The organism is Arcobacter defluvii, assembly GCF_013201725.1.
GTDB classification, from domain to species: Bacteria; Campylobacterota; Campylobacteria; order Campylobacterales; family Arcobacteraceae; genus Aliarcobacter; species Aliarcobacter defluvii.
Window position 1 is genome coordinate 172,435 of sequence record NZ_CP053835.1, and the last position, 16,561, is coordinate 188,995.

General features: G+C 27.6%; 16 protein-coding genes. 7 read left to right on the plus strand and 9 right to left on the minus strand.

The window, feature by feature from the left end:
- Positions 1–41: 41 nt before the first annotated feature.
- Genes ADFLV_RS00965 through carA form a run of 5 tightly spaced genes read left to right on the plus strand, consistent with a single transcriptional unit; the run spans position 42 to position 4,928 of the window.
- Positions 42–1,148 (plus strand): pyridoxal-phosphate-dependent aminotransferase family protein, encoded by a 1,107-nt coding sequence (locus ADFLV_RS00965; RefSeq protein WP_129011736.1) that lies wholly within the window; start codon positions 42–44, stop codon positions 1,146–1,148.
- 5 nt (positions 1,149–1,153) lie between these two features.
- On the plus strand, positions 1,154–1,999 hold the full coding sequence (locus tag ADFLV_RS00970; RefSeq protein ID WP_014472915.1) for an ATP phosphoribosyltransferase regulatory subunit: 846 nt from the start codon (positions 1,154–1,156) through the stop codon (positions 1,997–1,999).
- A 2-nt stretch (positions 2,000–2,001) separates the two neighbouring features.
- Positions 2,002–3,252 (plus strand): adenylosuccinate synthase, encoded by a 1,251-nt coding sequence (locus ADFLV_RS00975; protein WP_129011737.1) that lies wholly within the window; start codon positions 2,002–2,004, stop codon positions 3,250–3,252.
- Positions 3,253–3,257: 5 nt separating this feature from the next.
- A complete protein-coding gene (locus ADFLV_RS00980; protein WP_014472917.1) occupies positions 3,258–3,809 on the plus strand; it encodes a DUF507 family protein in 552 nt (183 codons plus the stop codon).
- Entirely contained in the window at positions 3,810–4,928 is a 1,119-nt protein-coding gene (carA, locus tag ADFLV_RS00985) for a glutamine-hydrolyzing carbamoyl-phosphate synthase small subunit (RefSeq protein WP_129011738.1), read from the plus strand.
- Between the two features lie 59 nt (positions 4,929–4,987).
- Here carA and ADFLV_RS00990 read toward each other — a convergent pair whose 3' ends face one another.
- From ADFLV_RS00990 to ADFLV_RS01010, 5 genes are read right to left on the minus strand one after another with little or no spacing between them, the layout of a single operon-like run.
- Positions 4,988–5,464, minus strand: a complete 477-nt coding sequence (locus ADFLV_RS00990; RefSeq protein WP_129011739.1) for a phosphatidylglycerophosphatase A family protein — start codon at positions 5,462–5,464, stop codon at positions 4,988–4,990.
- Positions 5,465–5,474: 10 nt separating this feature from the next.
- A complete protein-coding gene (locus tag ADFLV_RS00995) occupies positions 5,475–6,365 on the minus strand; it encodes a response regulator (protein WP_014472920.1) in 891 nt (296 codons plus the stop codon).
- Complete coding sequence (locus ADFLV_RS01000; RefSeq protein ID WP_129011740.1) at positions 6,362–7,486, minus strand: bifunctional 2-C-methyl-D-erythritol 4-phosphate cytidylyltransferase/2-C-methyl-D-erythritol 2,4-cyclodiphosphate synthase; 1,125 nt, start codon at positions 7,484–7,486, stop codon at positions 6,362–6,364. Before ADFLV_RS01000 ends, ADFLV_RS00995 begins: the two co-directional genes overlap by 4 nt.
- 58 nt (positions 7,487–7,544) lie before the next feature.
- Positions 7,545–8,366, minus strand: coding sequence for an HDOD domain-containing protein (locus ADFLV_RS01005; protein ID WP_014472922.1), 822 nt, complete (start codon positions 8,364–8,366; stop codon positions 7,545–7,547).
- 16 nt (positions 8,367–8,382) lie between these two features.
- On the minus strand, positions 8,383–10,374 hold the full coding sequence (locus ADFLV_RS01010; protein ID WP_129011741.1) for a hypothetical protein: 1,992 nt from the start codon (positions 10,372–10,374) through the stop codon (positions 8,383–8,385).
- A gap of 151 nt (positions 10,375–10,525) precedes the next feature.
- On the opposite strand from ADFLV_RS01010, the gene thiC reads away from it, so the two are divergent.
- Complete coding sequence (gene thiC, locus ADFLV_RS01015) at positions 10,526–11,878, plus strand: phosphomethylpyrimidine synthase ThiC (RefSeq protein WP_014472924.1); 1,353 nt, start codon at positions 10,526–10,528, stop codon at positions 11,876–11,878.
- 65 nt (positions 11,879–11,943) lie between these two features.
- The gene (locus tag ADFLV_RS01020; RefSeq protein WP_014472925.1) at positions 11,944–13,125 is read left to right on the plus strand and encodes an Mrp/NBP35 family ATP-binding protein; all 1,182 of its coding nucleotides are present in this window, start codon (positions 11,944–11,946) and stop codon (positions 13,123–13,125) included.
- Positions 13,126–13,155: 30 nt separating this feature from the next.
- On the opposite strand, the gene ADFLV_RS01025 is transcribed toward ADFLV_RS01020, so the two are convergent.
- From ADFLV_RS01025 to ADFLV_RS01040, 4 genes are all read right to left on the minus strand, one after another.
- Positions 13,156–13,413: a hypothetical protein gene (locus ADFLV_RS01025; RefSeq protein ID WP_041654612.1), complete on the minus strand. Its 258-nt coding sequence runs from the start codon at positions 13,411–13,413 to the stop codon at positions 13,156–13,158.
- Positions 13,414–13,499: 86 nt separating this feature from the next.
- Complete coding sequence (gene hisIE / locus ADFLV_RS01030; RefSeq protein WP_129011742.1) at positions 13,500–14,183, minus strand: bifunctional phosphoribosyl-AMP cyclohydrolase/phosphoribosyl-ATP diphosphatase HisIE; 684 nt, start codon at positions 14,181–14,183, stop codon at positions 13,500–13,502.
- Positions 14,184–14,466: 283 nt separating this feature from the next.
- Positions 14,467–15,540: an SPFH domain-containing protein gene (locus ADFLV_RS01035; protein WP_014472929.1), complete on the minus strand. Its 1,074-nt coding sequence runs from the start codon at positions 15,538–15,540 to the stop codon at positions 14,467–14,469.
- A gap of 44 nt (positions 15,541–15,584) precedes the next feature.
- Complete coding sequence (locus ADFLV_RS01040) at positions 15,585–16,505, minus strand: branched-chain amino acid transaminase (RefSeq protein WP_129011743.1); 921 nt, start codon at positions 16,503–16,505, stop codon at positions 15,585–15,587.
- Positions 16,506–16,561 lie beyond the last annotated feature (56 nt).

Consider the following 16,561-nt stretch of genomic DNA (forward strand, 5'->3'; position numbering starts at 1 on the left):
CTTCGTTTTGCTATAAAGAATGAAAAAATAAGGATAATAAAATGCTATTAACACCAGGTCCAACTCCTGTACCAGAATTTGTTAGAAAAGCAATGTCAGATGTAACAATACATCATAGAACTGAAGAGTTTGAAGCAATTTTTAAAAATACTAGAGAATTATTATTAGAATTATATGGAATGCCTGAAGTTGTAATGTTAGCTTCAAGTGGAACAGGTGCTATGGAGGCATGTGTAACAAATCTTACACATAAAAAAGCACTTACTATTAACTCTGGAAAATTTGGTGAAAGATTCGGAAAAATTTGTTCAGCTTTTGGAATAGAATATACTGAAATTAAAAATGAATGGAATACACCCGTATCAGTTGAAGCCGTAGTTGAAGCTGTAAAAGCTGATTCTTCTATTGATGCTATTTTTATTCAGATTTGTGAAAGTGCTGGAGGATTAAGACATCCTGTTGAGCAAATTGCAACTGAAGTTAAAAAAATTAATAAAGATATTATGATTATTGCTGATGGAATCACTGCTGTTGGTGTTGAAAAAATTGATACTACAAATCTTGATGCTGTTGTAACAGGGAGTCAAAAAGCTTTAATGTTACCTCCAGGTCTTGCAATGATTGGTTTATCAAATGAGGCAATTAAAAAAATTGATTCAAAACCAAGAGGTTATTACTTTAATCTTTCAATTGAAATTAAAAAACAAAGAACAAATACAACAGCTTGGACAGCAGCAACTACACTTATTATTGGTTTAGGTGCAATTTTAGAAAAATTAAAAGAAGATGGATTTGATAATTTATATAAACAAACAGCTTTAAGAGCAAATGCAACAAGAGAAGCATTAAAAGCTATTGGTTTTGAAATTTATCCAAAAGTTCCAGCAGATGCAATGACAACAGTTTATACTGAACAATCAAGTGCAATTAGAAAGATATTAAAAAATAAATATAATGTAAATATCGCAGGTGGACAAGATCATTTAGCTGGTAAGATTTTTAGAATTAATCATATGGGATTAGTTGAAGATTATGAAGCTTCATGGGCTGTAAATGCTGTTGAATTGGCACTTGATGATTTAGGTATTAGAACATTTGATGGAACTGCAAATAAAGTTTTTGCATCAAATATGTTTAAAGGGAACTAATAAGAATGATTTTTGAACACGAAATTCCAAAAGGGAGTCGATTATACTTTGGTTCAACGGCGAAAAAGAAGCGGGTATTAGAAAATAAAGTTTGTGAAATTTTAGATAGTGCAGGATTTGAAGAGATTTTAACACCAAATTTTTCTTATTCTCAACATCAAGCAATTGCAAATGAAAGAAAACTAATAAAATTTTCTGATGAACAAAATGAACAAGTATCTTTACGAGCTGATTCTACTTTAGATGTGGTAAGAATAATTACAAAAAGATTAGGAAGAACAACAGCTCACAAAAAATGGTTTTATGTTCAACCTATATTTACTTATCCATCAAAAGAAGAGTACCAAATTGGATGTGAGTGGATAGATCATGATAATATTTCTGATATTATGAATTTAACAGCAAATATTTTAAAAGCACTACAAATAGAACCGATTTTACAAATATCAAATATAAATATTCCAAAATTAATTGCTAGTGAATTAAATATTGATATAGATTTATTAAAAAATGGTGAAATAGCATCACTATTTAAATTAAATTGCGATTGGTTAAACAGATTAATTAAAGTAAAAGATATAAAAAGTTTGGAAAGTGTTATAGAAATGGTTCCAAATAGTATAAAAAAAGAGTTAGAAAAGTTAGTTCAAAAAGCGAAAGAAGTAGATTATTCTAATATAATCATTGCACCACTTTATTATGGAACTCTAAGATACTATAATGGGATTTACTATAGAGTGATACATGAAAATTTAACTTTATGCAAAGGTGGAATGTACTCAAGTGAAGGAATGAGTTCATTAGGTTTTGCACTATATACAGATAATTTATTAAAAATTTTAGAGGATTAAGAATGAGCGCAGATGTAATAGTTGGTATTCAATGGGGAGATGAGGGAAAAGGTAAAATAGTTGACATGTTAGCACAAAAGTATGACATGGTTTGCAGAAGCCAAGGTGGTCACAATGCTGGTCATACAATTTGGGTTGATGGTGTTAAGTATGCTTTACATTTAATTCCTTCAGGAGTATTAAATCCAAATGCAATAAATGTAATTGGAAATGGTGTAGTTTTATCACCTGAAAATATTATTGAAGAAATGAGTCAATTTAAAAATTTAGAAGGAAGATTATTTATCTCAGATAAAGCACATTTAAATCTACCATATCACGCTTTAATTGATCAAGCTAAAGAAAAATTAAGAGGGGCAAAAGCTATTGGAACAACTGGAAAAGGAATAGGTCCAGCGTATTCAGATAAAATCAATAGGGTAGGGCATAGAGTTGGAGAACTTTTAAATCCTACTAAATTAGCTAAATCAATTTTAGAATATTTCGAACAAAATAGAGCAATATTTGATGTATTAGAAATTGCAACTCCTAAAGAAAAAGAATTAATAGAAGAGTTGACTTCTTATAAAGAAAAAATAGCACCATTTATTACAAATACAACAAATATGGTTTGGAAAGCTTTAGATGAAGGTAAAAAAATATTACTAGAAGGTGCCCAAGGAACAATGTTAGACATTGACCATGGAACATATCCTTATGTTACATCATCTTCAACTGTTAGTGCTGGTTCTTGTGCAGGTCTTGGAGTAAATCCAAAAGATGTTGGAGTAGTTACAGGAATAGTAAAAGCTTATTGTACAAGAGTTGGAAATGGACCTTTCCCAAGTGAAGACTTTGGTGATGAAGGTGAAACTATGGCTCAAGTTGGAAAAGAGTTTGGAACAACTACAGGAAGAAAAAGAAGATGTGGTTGGTTTGATGCAGTTGCAGTTAAATATGCTGCAAGATTAAATGGTTGTGATCAATTAGCTTTAATGAAACTTGATGTTTTAGATGGATTTGAAAAAATTAAAATTTGTGTAGCTTATGAATTGAATGGTGAAAAAATTGATTATGTTCCAACTTGTTTAGAAAATGTAAAAGCTATTTATGAAGAGATTGAAGGTTGGGAAAGTGTTGTTGGGATCAGAGATTTTGATCTACTTCCAATTAATGCAAAAAAATATATAGAAAAAATCGAAGAGGTTACTTCTGTTAAAGTTGGAATAGTTTCAACTTCTCCAGAAAGAGTTGATACAATTATAAGGGGGTAGAAAATATGAGGTTAAAATTACATCATACGCCGTATGTCTCGAGAAGAATAACAAGAGATTTAGCTAGTTGTGACTTTGTAGAAATAAGAAAAGACAAACAAAGTATAGAATCTGAAATTGAAAAAATACTTGATGAAGATATTGAAAAAGAGTTTTCTTTAGATGAAAAAGTGCAAGAAATTTTAGATGCACAAGAAGAAGAAATCGAGTATTTGAATGCAGATAGAAGACAGCTTTTTTGGATGACAAAAAAAAGATTAGCAAATGATTATGGTGTTATTTTAAATAATGAAGATAGATTTTCAGATATTGCTCATAAAATATTAGATTATTTATGGGAAGAAGATTTTATTCATTATACTTGTTCAGATAATCAAATAAAAAACGTTATATTTGCTTCTTTAGATGATTTTATAAAAGGTTTTGAGAAAGCGGATAGTGAAGTAATAAATAAATTAAAGAATTATAAAAGAAAACTAATCCCCGGTACAGAAGATTATGATTTAGTTTATCATAGATTATATGAAGAAGAATTAGTAAAAAGAGGATTAATATAAATGCAAAAAGTATGGATATATTTAGAAAATGGAATTTTTTTAGAAGCAAAATCTTTTGGTGCAACGGGTACAGCTGTTGGAGAAATAGTTTTTAATACTTCATTAACTGGTTATCAAGAAATAATTTCTGATCCTTCTTATGCTGGTCAATTTATTACTTTTACAATGCCAGAAATTGGAAATGTAGGAGTAAATGATGATGATATGGAAAGTAAAGTTTGTCACTGTAAAGGTGTGTTAGTTAGAAATTATCATAATGATTACTCAAACTATAGAGCTCAAAATAACTTAGATTCTTTACTAAAAGAGCATGGTGTTTTAGGAATTTGTGATATTGACACAAGATATTTAACTAAAATGATTAGAGATGAAGGAGCTATGATGATGATAGCTTCAACAGAAATTTCTTCTAAAGAGGAACTAGCGAAACAATTAAAAGCAAGTCCTAGAATAGAAGATATAAATTATATTGAATTAGTTTCTACAAAAGAATCATTTATTCATAAATCAGGAGCTTGGAATCACGCAATTAAAGCTTATGATAAAGCTGTAATGAGTGATAAAAAAGTTGTTGTTATCGATTTTGGTGTTAAAAGAAATATTTTAAATGAATTAGTTCAAGCAGGACTTGAAGTTGAAGTTGTACCTTCAAACTTTAAAGGTGAAGATTTAATTGCAAGATTTGAATCAAAAGAGATAGGTGGAGTATTCTTATCAAATGGGCCAGGAGATCCACTTACTCTTGTAAATGAGAAAAAAGAAGTTCAAAAACTTATAAATGCAAATATTCCTATGTTTGCTATTTGTTTAGGTCATCAAATGCTTTCTATTGCTCATGGATATGATACTTATAAACTAAAATTCGGTCAACACGGTGGTAACCATCCAGTTGCAAATAATGGTGTAGTTGAAATTACTGCTCAAAATCATAACTATAATGTTCCTGATAATATTGTTGAGATTGCTGATATTACACATATCAATTTATTTGATAATACAATTGAAGGTGTTAAATATAAAAATAAAGAGATTTTTTCAGTTCAACATCACCCAGAAGCAAGTCCTGGACCACATGAGTCAAAATATATCTTCAAACAATTTGCAGATATTGTAAAATAATTGAAATAAAAAAAGGGGAAGGTTTAAAAACTTCCCCTTTTTTTGATTAGTTAAGTTTATTATAAAACAAACTTCTCAATCAACTGATAAACTCCAGCTGTAGCAATTCCAGCAGCAATTCCAGCAACAATATCATCCCCCATTACACCTAGACCACCCTTTACATCTCTGTCGATTTTACCTATAATTGAAGGCTTCCAAATATCAAATAATCTAAAAAATATAAAAGCAAGTGGAGCCATATAAATTAAGTTTTCATTATTAATTCCACAGATTGATAAAGCTATCCACATTCCTACAAGTTCATCAATCACAATTTCACTATTATCATGAATTCCTGATTCTTTTTCATATGCATCAATTTGTTTTATTGCAATAACCGTTATTAATAAAGATAATAAAAAAAGTGTAGAAACATGTAAAATTTGTAGTAAAAATAATCCTAAAATCAAAGAAACAAAAGAACCCACAGTTCCTGGAGCTTTAGGGCTTAATCCACTAAAACCTACTGTTAAAAAGAATCTTCTTAAATTCATATATTATCCTTTATTTTTTCTTTTCAATATCAAGTTTTTTTCTTTTTTCCCAAAGAGATTTTCTTGATATTCCTAATTTTTTTGATAATTCAGTGTCAGGATATTTATTTTGGTATGAAATAACCATCATTTTAACATAGTCATTAATAGTCATAATATTTGAATTACCTAATAAAATCTTTTCGTTATTAAACTCTATTTTTCTATGTGGAAATTCTTCTTCAGGCTCTAGTGTTGACACAATACAATTTTTATCTTCAATTAATTTATTGATTTGTTCTTTCATATTCTTTTTTAAAGTATGATAATCTGTTAAATAAATGATAGTTTTACCTTGAATAGCATTCATTTGTTTTTGCCAATTTGAAGAAGTTAAGGAAATAAAACAAATAGGTAAATCCATTTTTCTAGCTAATTCAAAAACAAGCTTATCCGCACATTTTTGAGAATTTGTTTCTATTAAAGTTGGAAATGATGGTGGAAGTAAAATTTCACTTGTATCAATATCTGACATTGTAAAATTAAAATAATCTCTTAAAGTTTGTAACTCTCTTCTAATACTTCTACACTCTTTATAATGATAAATTTTTCTTACTAATTCATCCATAATAAACGGTTTCATAATATAATCTTTAGCCCCATCTTTAATAGGATTTGTTACTGTTTCATCAGAAATATAAGATACAAGAAGAAGAATTATAGAAGTTTCACTATATCGTTTGATTATATTTTTACATAAACTAGATGGAAGAGAAGTTGAAAGTAAAATAGTATCGTAATCTTTTGTTAGATTATCAATATTCGGTGATTCAATATAATCACAACTATGTCCATCATCAAGTAATCTTGAAACAACTTTTTGTGCTAGATAGATTTCATTTTCGATAATTAATATATTCATTTTTGTTTCCAATTATAATATTTCAATGTAGCAATACTTTGTACAGCAACTCCTTCAGCTCTACCAATAAATCCAAGCTTTTCCGCAGTTGTAGCTTTGATATTGATAAACTGTTTTTCAAGTCCTAAAAGTTTTACCATTGAATTTTTTATATCATTTTTAAAAGGATTGATTTTTGGTTTTTGTGCAATAATGGTTAAATCAATATTTACTATTTCATAACCAACATTATTGACAAAAGTTACAATCTCATCTAATAGAATTTTTGAATCTATTCCTTTATACTTTTCATCAGTATCAGGAAAAAATTCACCAATGTCTCCAGCTCCACATGCTCCTAATAATGCATCGATAACTGAATGTATTAAAACATCACCATCACTATGTGCTTTAAAACCATAATCATAAGGAAGTTTAATTCCACCAAGATACATATCTTTATTTTCTTCAAAAGCATGAATATCAAAACCAGTACCAGTAAAAAAATTATTTGATGGTTCTTTTAGACATGGTAAATCATCTAATTCATCACCTAAAGTTAATTTTTTACTATCAATACTTCCTTGAACATATTTTATTGTTCCATTTATATTTTTAATTGCAGAACTTTCATCAGTAAATTCTATTTTTGTATTTAGTGCAGATTTTAATATTTGTGTATTTGAAAGTTGAGGAGTTTGAATTAATTTTACATTATCTCTGTTAATTGTATCATTTTCATAAATTACAGTATCTGTAACATTTAGAATGGGAACTATACAATTGGCATTTTCTTTTTCAATTAAAAGAGTTTCTATCACATATTTGGGAATGCAAGCTCTTGCTACATCACTTATCATTACATATTTTGTTGTTACAAATTTTAGACAGTTTAGTATTGATTGTTGTCTTGTTGTTCCACCTTTGACAAAAGTAAATTCATCAGTGAAGTTTTTCATATAATCTAATTCAGTTTCATGAGAAGCAATGATAATTTTATTAAATTGTGAAAAAGAAGCTAATCTTTTTGTCACATGTAACCATAAAGGTTCATTACCTATTCTAATCCACTGCTTTTTAGTTTTGTGTTCAAATCTTGAAGAATTGCCTGCACATAGAACTATAAGTGTAACATCTAACAACAAAAACCCCTTTGTGTAAAAAAGTTACAAATTATAATATATACTAACTTAGCATAAGTTAAGAATTTTGACCAATAACCTCTTTTATAACATCAATTGAGTTAATAAAATGCTCAACATCAAAGTCGTAAAGTACAACTTTTTCTAAAGCTTTTTCAATGTTTTTATCACTTAATGGGTATCTTACATCACACAAGATTTTAACAATTTGTAAAATTTGAGCTTTTTTCTTAAAAGATTCTGGACAATTTTCTATATCTTCTGTAAATGCTATAGGAAAAATTATGTTGTGACTTAAATTCCAATGTTTAAAGATATTTGCAGTAATTCTTGCACAGGTAAAACCTGTAAATTTTTCTTCGCACAAACTTGTATCTTTAGTTTCTTCTAACTCTTTTAAAAATTCTTCAGTCTTTTTTTCATTTTGAATTACTTGTGAAATTACGAATTTACCAACTTCTTGAAGAAAAGCAGGAAGTAATAGTTCATTTTTTAGGTCAAAATTTATAGTAGAAACCCAAGTATTAACGATATTACTAGCAAGTGAACTTGAAAAAATAAAATCATCATTAGTTACAGCATAAGCTAGTAAATTTGATTTGATAGTGTTGCTAATTGAAGAACCAATAGCAATTGAAATAGCAAATTTTATACCTAAAAGGTTTATTGCACGACTTAAAGTATCAACTTTACTTCTAAAACCAAACATACTTGAATTTGCAATTTTTAAAATATTTGCGACAATTAATGGGTCTTTATTTAATATTTCTACTAATTTATTTGTATCTGTACTATCTAATTTTCTAAAATTATCAAGTTCTATGATATTGTTTGGAAGAGGAGGCAAAGATGTAATTTCTTTAATTAATTTCTTTCTCATAAATATCCTAAATTTTTTAATAAGTTAATTCAAAATCATCGTCACTAAGATAAAATTTTATATCTTTTTGATCAAAGCTTTTAAAAATAATACTAAATTCATCTTTTATAAATTTTGTATATCGTTCTAAAATTAGATTAAAAATCTTTTCATTTATTTTTGAATAAAGTAATTTAATCAAGTATTTATGATTTATTTTAATAACATATTTTTCAAATTCATAATCAAAAGTATCAATTTGTTCTACTTCTGAAATAAAAATTTTACATAAACCATAAAAAATTTTTGTTGTTAGAAAGTCGACTAAAATATTTATAGTTTCATCTATACTCAAAGAATTAATCTCTATTCTTTTTTTGATAATTTCTATTTCTTGATATAATTCAAAATCTTTTAGTATAAAAAAATCGTCTAAAAAATTTTCTCTTACATAATCTTTTGTAAATTGAAGGTTTTCTAATATTTTTGCATTTATTTTTTCATAATTTATTTCTAAAATATCAAAATCATTTAATAAAATAAATAAAGCATATAATTTTTTTGCTTCTTCTATTTTTTCTTCATGTGTAGAATAAATAAGTGAAATATTAAGAAAAATTTTTGAACAAATAGAAATAAGATGAAAATCAAAAGTATTTTGAAGAATATATTTAGAAATTTTTTCTAATATTTCATTTAGTTCATTATCAAATTTAGAATTTTTGAATTTTGTTATAAATAAATCAAATATTGCTAATTTAAAAAATTCATGATAATCGTTTTTTATTACTTTTGAATTTACTAAAATTTGGGTGATATGACTATATTTAAAATCTTCAATATCCGATATGAAAAATAAAATTCTATAAATAGTTTCTAAATTTCTATTATCAAAATCTTTATCTGAAAGAATAAAATCTTCAATAACCCAATGATAATCCAATTTTTTGTCAAAATTTAAATCTGAATTATAATTGTACAACAAAGAACTAAGTAATGTTTTTTCAAATTCTTCAATATTTTTTGCAATTTTAATTTCATTTTCTATAGAAAACTTTTTATAATAAACTTTCAAGATTTTTTGAAAATAAGGATTATCAAAAAATCTTGGAGAGTTAGGTATATTTCTTAATTTTTTTAATAATTTAAGTAATAAAATTGAAGAATAATTTTTGAAAATCAAAAACTCTGCATCTTCTGAAATATCATTTTCATAGCCGAAATTGTTGTTTTTTGATAACATAAAACCATCTTCTTGTCTTTCAAGACATAGAAGGTATTTTTCAAAACTTTTACTTAAATCATCTTCTTCCACAGGTATTTCATCTAAATGAGAAAAATAATATAAATATTTTCCTTGAATATTATTTATTTTACTTAATTCTCTATCATTTAAAGAAATAGTAAATTTTATAATATTTATTGTTTCTGTCATTAAATCGATGATTTGATTAACGCTTTTTTTTCTAATTAAATCAATAGAATTAATAGTACATAATTGAATTAATGTTTTTAATAAAATTATATAAGAATCAAAAGTTAACGAAAATAAAACTTTATTTTCTAAAAATAGTGTTCTTAAATGTTCTTCATAAAATCTAAAAACTTTTGAAATAGCTTCTAAATCATAATTATAATAAGAATTTAGAATATTATCATCTGAACCAATAGTTGAAATGTATGCAAGTACATTTATATCTTTTATAAAATGAATATTGTCATCTTTTGTAAGATTTTTTAACTTCTTTTCTAAAAAAATATTTATTTGCTCTTTTAAAAAAATATTATTCAAAAAAATATTTTTCAAATCATTTGGTAAACTTTTTTTATTTTTATGTAATTCTAAAATAAAATTTATCAGATATAAATAACTTTTTTCAGTTGAAGCAATTAATTGATTTTCATTTTCTAAAATATTGTATTTTTCGATAACTAATTCAATTTCATTAATATACTTTTGTTGCTCTAACTCTTTTTGAGTATACAACGAAAAATTAGGAGAGTTATCTAATTGTTTATCATCTAACAAAATAACCTCCTAATATATATTTCTTAATTATTATATAGAAAAGAAACTTATATGAATAATAATTTCAAAATATCTAAAGCACTTAAGCTTATATAAATATATTTGGCTATAATCTAGCTACAAATATAAATAAATACTATAGGATTTTAAAATGAGAAATTGGTTAGACAATCATAAAAATGACAAAATTAGAACTCAAATGTATTATGCAAAAAAAGGAATTATTACTCCAGATATGGAATATGTAGCAAAAATCGAAAAGCTAGAACCAGAACTTGTAAGAAGTGAAATAGCTAGAGGAAGATTAATAATTCCTGCAAATGTAAATCATAAACATTTAGTTCCAATGTCAATTGGTATTGCATCTTCATGCAAAATCAATGCAAATATCGGTTCATCTGCACTAGCATCTAATGTTGAAGGTGAAATAGAAAAAGTTGACGTATGTTTAAAATATGGTGCAGATACAATTATGGATCTAAGTACAGGTGGTGATTTAGACATGATAAGAACTGCTGTTATTCAGCACTCAACAGTGCCAATTGGAACAGTACCAATTTATCAAATTTTACACGATTGTAAGGATAAAATAGAAGATTTATCTATTGATGTAATGTTAAAAGTTCTAGAAAAACAAGCTCAACAAGGTGTTTCTTACTTTACAATTCACGCTGGATTCTTACTTGAATTTATGCCTCACGTTGCAAAAAGAAAAATGGGAATAGTTTCAAGAGGTGGTTCTTTAATGGCTGCTTGGATGATGCATTATCATAAAGAAAATCCTTTTTATGAAGCATTTGATGATATTTTAGAAATTTGTAGAAAATATGATGTTTCTTTATCTTTAGGAGATTCTTTAAGACCTGGATGTTTAGCTGATGCCTCAGATGAAGCACAATTAAGAGAGTTAAAAGTTCTTGGTGAATTAACTTTAAGAGCTTGGGAAAAAGATGTTCAAGTTATGATTGAAGGTCCAGGTCACGTTCCTTTAAATCAAATTGAAAGAAATATGAAATTAGAAAAAGAGTATTGTCATGAAGCACCGTTTTATATATTAGGACCACTTACAACTGATATTGCTGCTGGATATGATCATATTTCATCTGCTATTGGTGCAGCTGTTGGTGGATGGCATGGTGCATCTATGTTATGTTATGTAACTCCAAAAGAACACTTAGGTTTACCAAATGCAGAAGATGTTAGAAACGGAATTATTGCATATAAAATTGCTGCTCACTCAGCTGATATTGCAAGAGGTAGAAAAGGTGCAAGAGATATTGATGATGAAATGTCAGATGCAAGATATGGATTTGATTGGAATAAACAGTTTGAATTGTGTTTAGATCCGGAGCGAGCAAAAGAGTATCATGATGAAACTTTACCTCAGGATGTATTTAAAGAAGCAGAATTCTGCTCAATGTGTGGACCAAAATTCTGCTCATACAAAATTACTCAAAAAATTGTAAAAGAGCATGGTCAAGCAATGATTGATATTGCTGGATAATTAAGATAAAAATTATCCTATTTAAAATATAATGTCAGACTTTTAAATATTATAAGGAATATTATATGACTAATGTAGAAATTATTAAAAAAGAATTAGAAAATATTAAATATCCAGGCTTTGCAAAATCAATTGTAGAGTTTGGATTTGTGAAAGAAGTACAGTTAGATGGTAATAATTGTTTTATCAATTTAGATATTACTTCAACAGCACCAGAAGTTGAAGCTCAACTAAGAAAAGAAATTACAGCACTTAAGTCATTAAGTGGAATAAATGTAACGCTTAATTTTAATAAACCAAAAGAACAAGTTCAACAAAGCAATAGTGTAAGTGGTAAAAATATTGCTCCTCAAATTAAAAAAGTTGTTATGGTTAGTTCTGGAAAAGGTGGAGTTGGGAAATCAACTACAACAGTAAATCTTGCAATTGCAACAGCAATGCAAGGTAAAAGAGTTGGTATTTTAGATGCTGACATTTATGGACCAAATATTCCTAGAATGATGGGATTAAATGGAAAAGAAGTAGAAATAGTTGGAGATAAAGCGAAACCATTAAATGCATATGGAGTTGACGTAATGTCAATGGGAATATTAATGGAAGAAGGACAAGCTCTTATTTGGAGAGGTGCTATGATTATGAAAGCTATCCAACAACTTTTAAGAGATATTTTATGGGAAGAATTAGATATTTTATTTATTGATATGCCTCCAGGAACTGGTGATGCTCAATTAACTTTAGCTCAAAGTGTTCCTGTTAGTGCAGGAATCAATGTAACAACACCACAACATGTAGCTCTTGATGATTCAAGAAGAAGTTTAGATATGTTCAAAAAACTTCATATACCAGTTGCTGGAATTGTTGAAAATATGAGTGGATTTATTTGTCCTTCATGTAAAACTGAGTCTGATATTTTTGGAATGGGAACTTGTGAAGAGTTAGCAAAACAATATAATACTCAAGTACTGGGAAATCTTCCAATTGAGCCTGCTATTAGGGAAGGTGGAGATAGTGGTAAGCCAATAGTTTATTTTAATCCAGAATCAATCTCAGCAAAAAGATATATGATTGCAGCTGATAAATTAATTTCATTTTTAAATTCACAAGATGAAGTTTCTAATGCAGCAATCCAGCCAATAATGCCTGCTGGTGTAAGTGCTTGTTCTCCTGAAGGACAAAAAATAAAAGAAGAACATGAAAAAGCTCAAAAATCAAGTGGTAGTTGTGGGACAGGATGTGGTTGTCATTAATTAAATAAAAAAAGAGTTATAACTCTTTTTTTATCCACATTTATAATATTCTTCGAATAGCTCTTCAACTTTTTCTGTTACAAGCTTTTCATGCCAATTATGTCTTTTGGCAAATAGTTTTATTTCAAAATCTCTTTGTTCTTTAGAACAGAAAAAATATAGTTTTTTTACAAATGGTTTAGGTATTGAAATTACTATTTTTTGGAAAAAGCTCTCTTTACATTCAGCTGAACAAAAAACCTTCGAGATAGGTATTTTTTTAGAGCAGTATTGACAACAATTTGTCATAATAACTCCTTTAATATTTTTTAAAATTTACATTATAACAAGGCATAATTAAACGCAACTTAGTTGCATTTAATTATGCAAAAAAATTATGATTCTTTTCTTGAATTTTTCTCTTCAATTCCAGACATACCAAATCTTCTTGCTAGCTCTTGTTTTACTCTATCGGGACTAATATTTTTACTTGCAAGTGCTACTAATACATGGTAAGCAATATCGGCTGCTTCGTAAATGATTTCTTCTTCATTATTGTCTTTTATTGCAAAAGTAAATTCTCCTGCTTCTTCAACAACTTTTTTAAGCATAGAATTTTGTTTACCTTGTAAAAGTTTTGCAGTATATGATTTTGTAGAATTTTCATTTTTTCTTTCACAAATTGTATGATACAAAGTATCAATTACACCATATGCAGCAGTAGTATTAACTTCAACATCACTAATTATTTCATTTGTTTTTAAATTTGTATAAAAACATGATTTTCTTCCTGTATGACAGGCAACACCTTCTTGATTTACTTTTAGTAATAAAGTATCATTATCGCAGTCAACTAAAATTTCAACAATTTCTTGAAGATGATTTGAACTTTCACCTTTTTTCCAGATTCGTTGACGGCTTCTACTAAAGTAGTGTGCATAATTAGTTTTTATTGTTAATTCAAGAGCTTCTTTATTCATATAAGCTAACATTAAAACTTCGTTTGTATTAGCATCTTGAGTAATTACAGGAATTAGATTGCCCATTTTTTCCCAATCTATTTTATCCAATTGTTCCATTTTAATTTCCTTTAAAATTTCGTGCCAACATCAATTCTTTATTTATATAAATATTAATTCCAAAATCATAGTTAGATTTAATATCATTATTTTTTTCTCTTTGTATTTATTTATCTCTTTATATTTTAAATTTTCATCATATTTTACTTCGGGTTTAATCTTTAAAATAGATTTGATTTCCTTCTCATAAATCGAAGGAATTAAGAGAAAATGGAGAGTAAAAATAAGTTTTAAATATTTTTTTCCCATGATGTTAAAGAAGCAGTAATAACTGCTTCTTTAATTATTGATTTACTGATGTATCTCTTATTTTATCTTTTGAGTCAATCCAAATATTTGGAGTTGATCCACCTGGTGTTAAGAAAATTTTAGCATCTTTGTTTTCTCTAAGTGCTTCATTAAATTTTCCTTGAACTTCTATTTGTTGCATTTGTAATAAATTTTGTGTTAAAGATAATGCAATTTCTTTGTTTGCTGCTGCTTGAGCTTTTGCTTCAATAGTTACAGCATCAGCTCTACCTTGCGCTTCAATTCTTTTTGCTTCAGCTTCTCCATTTGCAAGAGCTGCTCTTTTTTCAGCTTCTTGTTTTGCTCTTAAAACTTCGTATCTAACTCTTTCAGATTCTTGATTTGCAATTTGAACTCTTTCGATTTGTTCTTTTATTTTTGCTGGAAGTACAATCTCTCTTAATTGAACTGATTCAATTGAAACTGGTTTCCCTTCAAGTGATTCAATTTGTGATCTAATACCATTTTCAATCATAGTAGCAATTTCATTTCTTTTTGTTGGTAACTCTTCTGCATTAAATCCACCAACAACATTTCTCACAATATTTCTTACCACTGGATTTACAATTTTATCTTCCCATGCTGATCCCCAAGTTGCAATAGTTGCAGGAGCTCCAGGTGCAGTCAATCTATATTGAACAGTAAGTTCAATAGAAACAGGTAAACCTCTTGCATCTAAAATATTAATTGCAGGATTACTTCTAATACTTTGGTCAAAACCAGTACTAGTTTCAATAGTAGCAAAATTCATAAGTCTAACTTTTGTATCAACAACTGTAACTTTTTGGTATCCAGGAAGAATAAAGTGAAAACCTGGATTTAATGGTTGATCATCATATTTACCTAATGTTTGTTTGATTCCTACATTACCTGATTCGATAGTCATAAATGGTTTAAATAAAAATAAAGCTCCAATAATAATAATTACTAAATAGAGCATTCCAGCTTTTTTTCCAAAATTCTTGAAAAATTCTGGTGTTTCAAATGGTGGTTGATAATTTCCCCCTCCATTTGAACCTCCAGAATTATTTTGTTGTCTGTTTTTAAAATAGTCGTTGTCTATTGGCATATTTTTCCTTATATTAAGTATTTAATGGGTTATATTAATTAAGTTTAGTTAACGTATGTTAAATACTTTAAATATTTTTCATTTTTCCCAGCTACCACATCAAAGTAAGCAGATTGAATTTTTTCAGTAATTGGTCCTCTTGAACCACAACCTATAATTCTTGCATCTACATCTCTAATTGGTGTAATTTCAGCAGCAGTTCCTGTAAAGAAAGCTTCATCTGCAATATAAACTTCTTCTCTACTGATTCTTCTTCTTACAACTTCAATTCCCATATCAGCAGCTAATTCAATAACTGTTGCTTGAGTGATTGATTCAAGTGAATTATCATTTGGAGGAGTAATTAGTTTTCCATCTCTAACGATAAAAAAGCAAGCACCAGAAGCCTCTGCAATATAACCTTGGTCATCTCTTAATAATGCTTCATCATATCCAGCTTCAACTGCTTCATATTTTGCCATTTGAGAATTTAAATAATTTGCAACTGCTTTTGCTTTACCCATTCCTGAAGTATTTGGAGTTCTTGTAAAAGATGAAATTTTAACTCTTACACCTTTTTTTAAACCTTCTTCTCCTAAATAAGCTCCCCATTCCCAAGCTGCAACACTTACTTTTACGGGAGCTTCTTTATGATAAAGTCCCATTACACCGTAACCTAAATATACTAAAGGTCGAATATAAGCACCTTCAAATAATTCATTCTTTTGTAATAATTGAATTTGTGCTTTATTTAATTCTTCTAAAGAAAAAGGTACATGCATAAGTGTCATTTTTGAAGAATTTAGTAATCTTTGTGTATGTTCATTAAGTTTAAAAATAGCACATCTTCCATCCACAGTTTTATATGCTTTTGTACCTTCAATAGCACCATTACCATAATGAAGTGTATGACTTAAAACATGTACATTTGCTTCATGCCAATTTACAAAATCTCCATCCATCCATATATATTTTGCTTCAGTCATTTCCTAAAATCCTAATGGTTAAATTTTTTGATTATATTTTATCTAAGATAATTAAA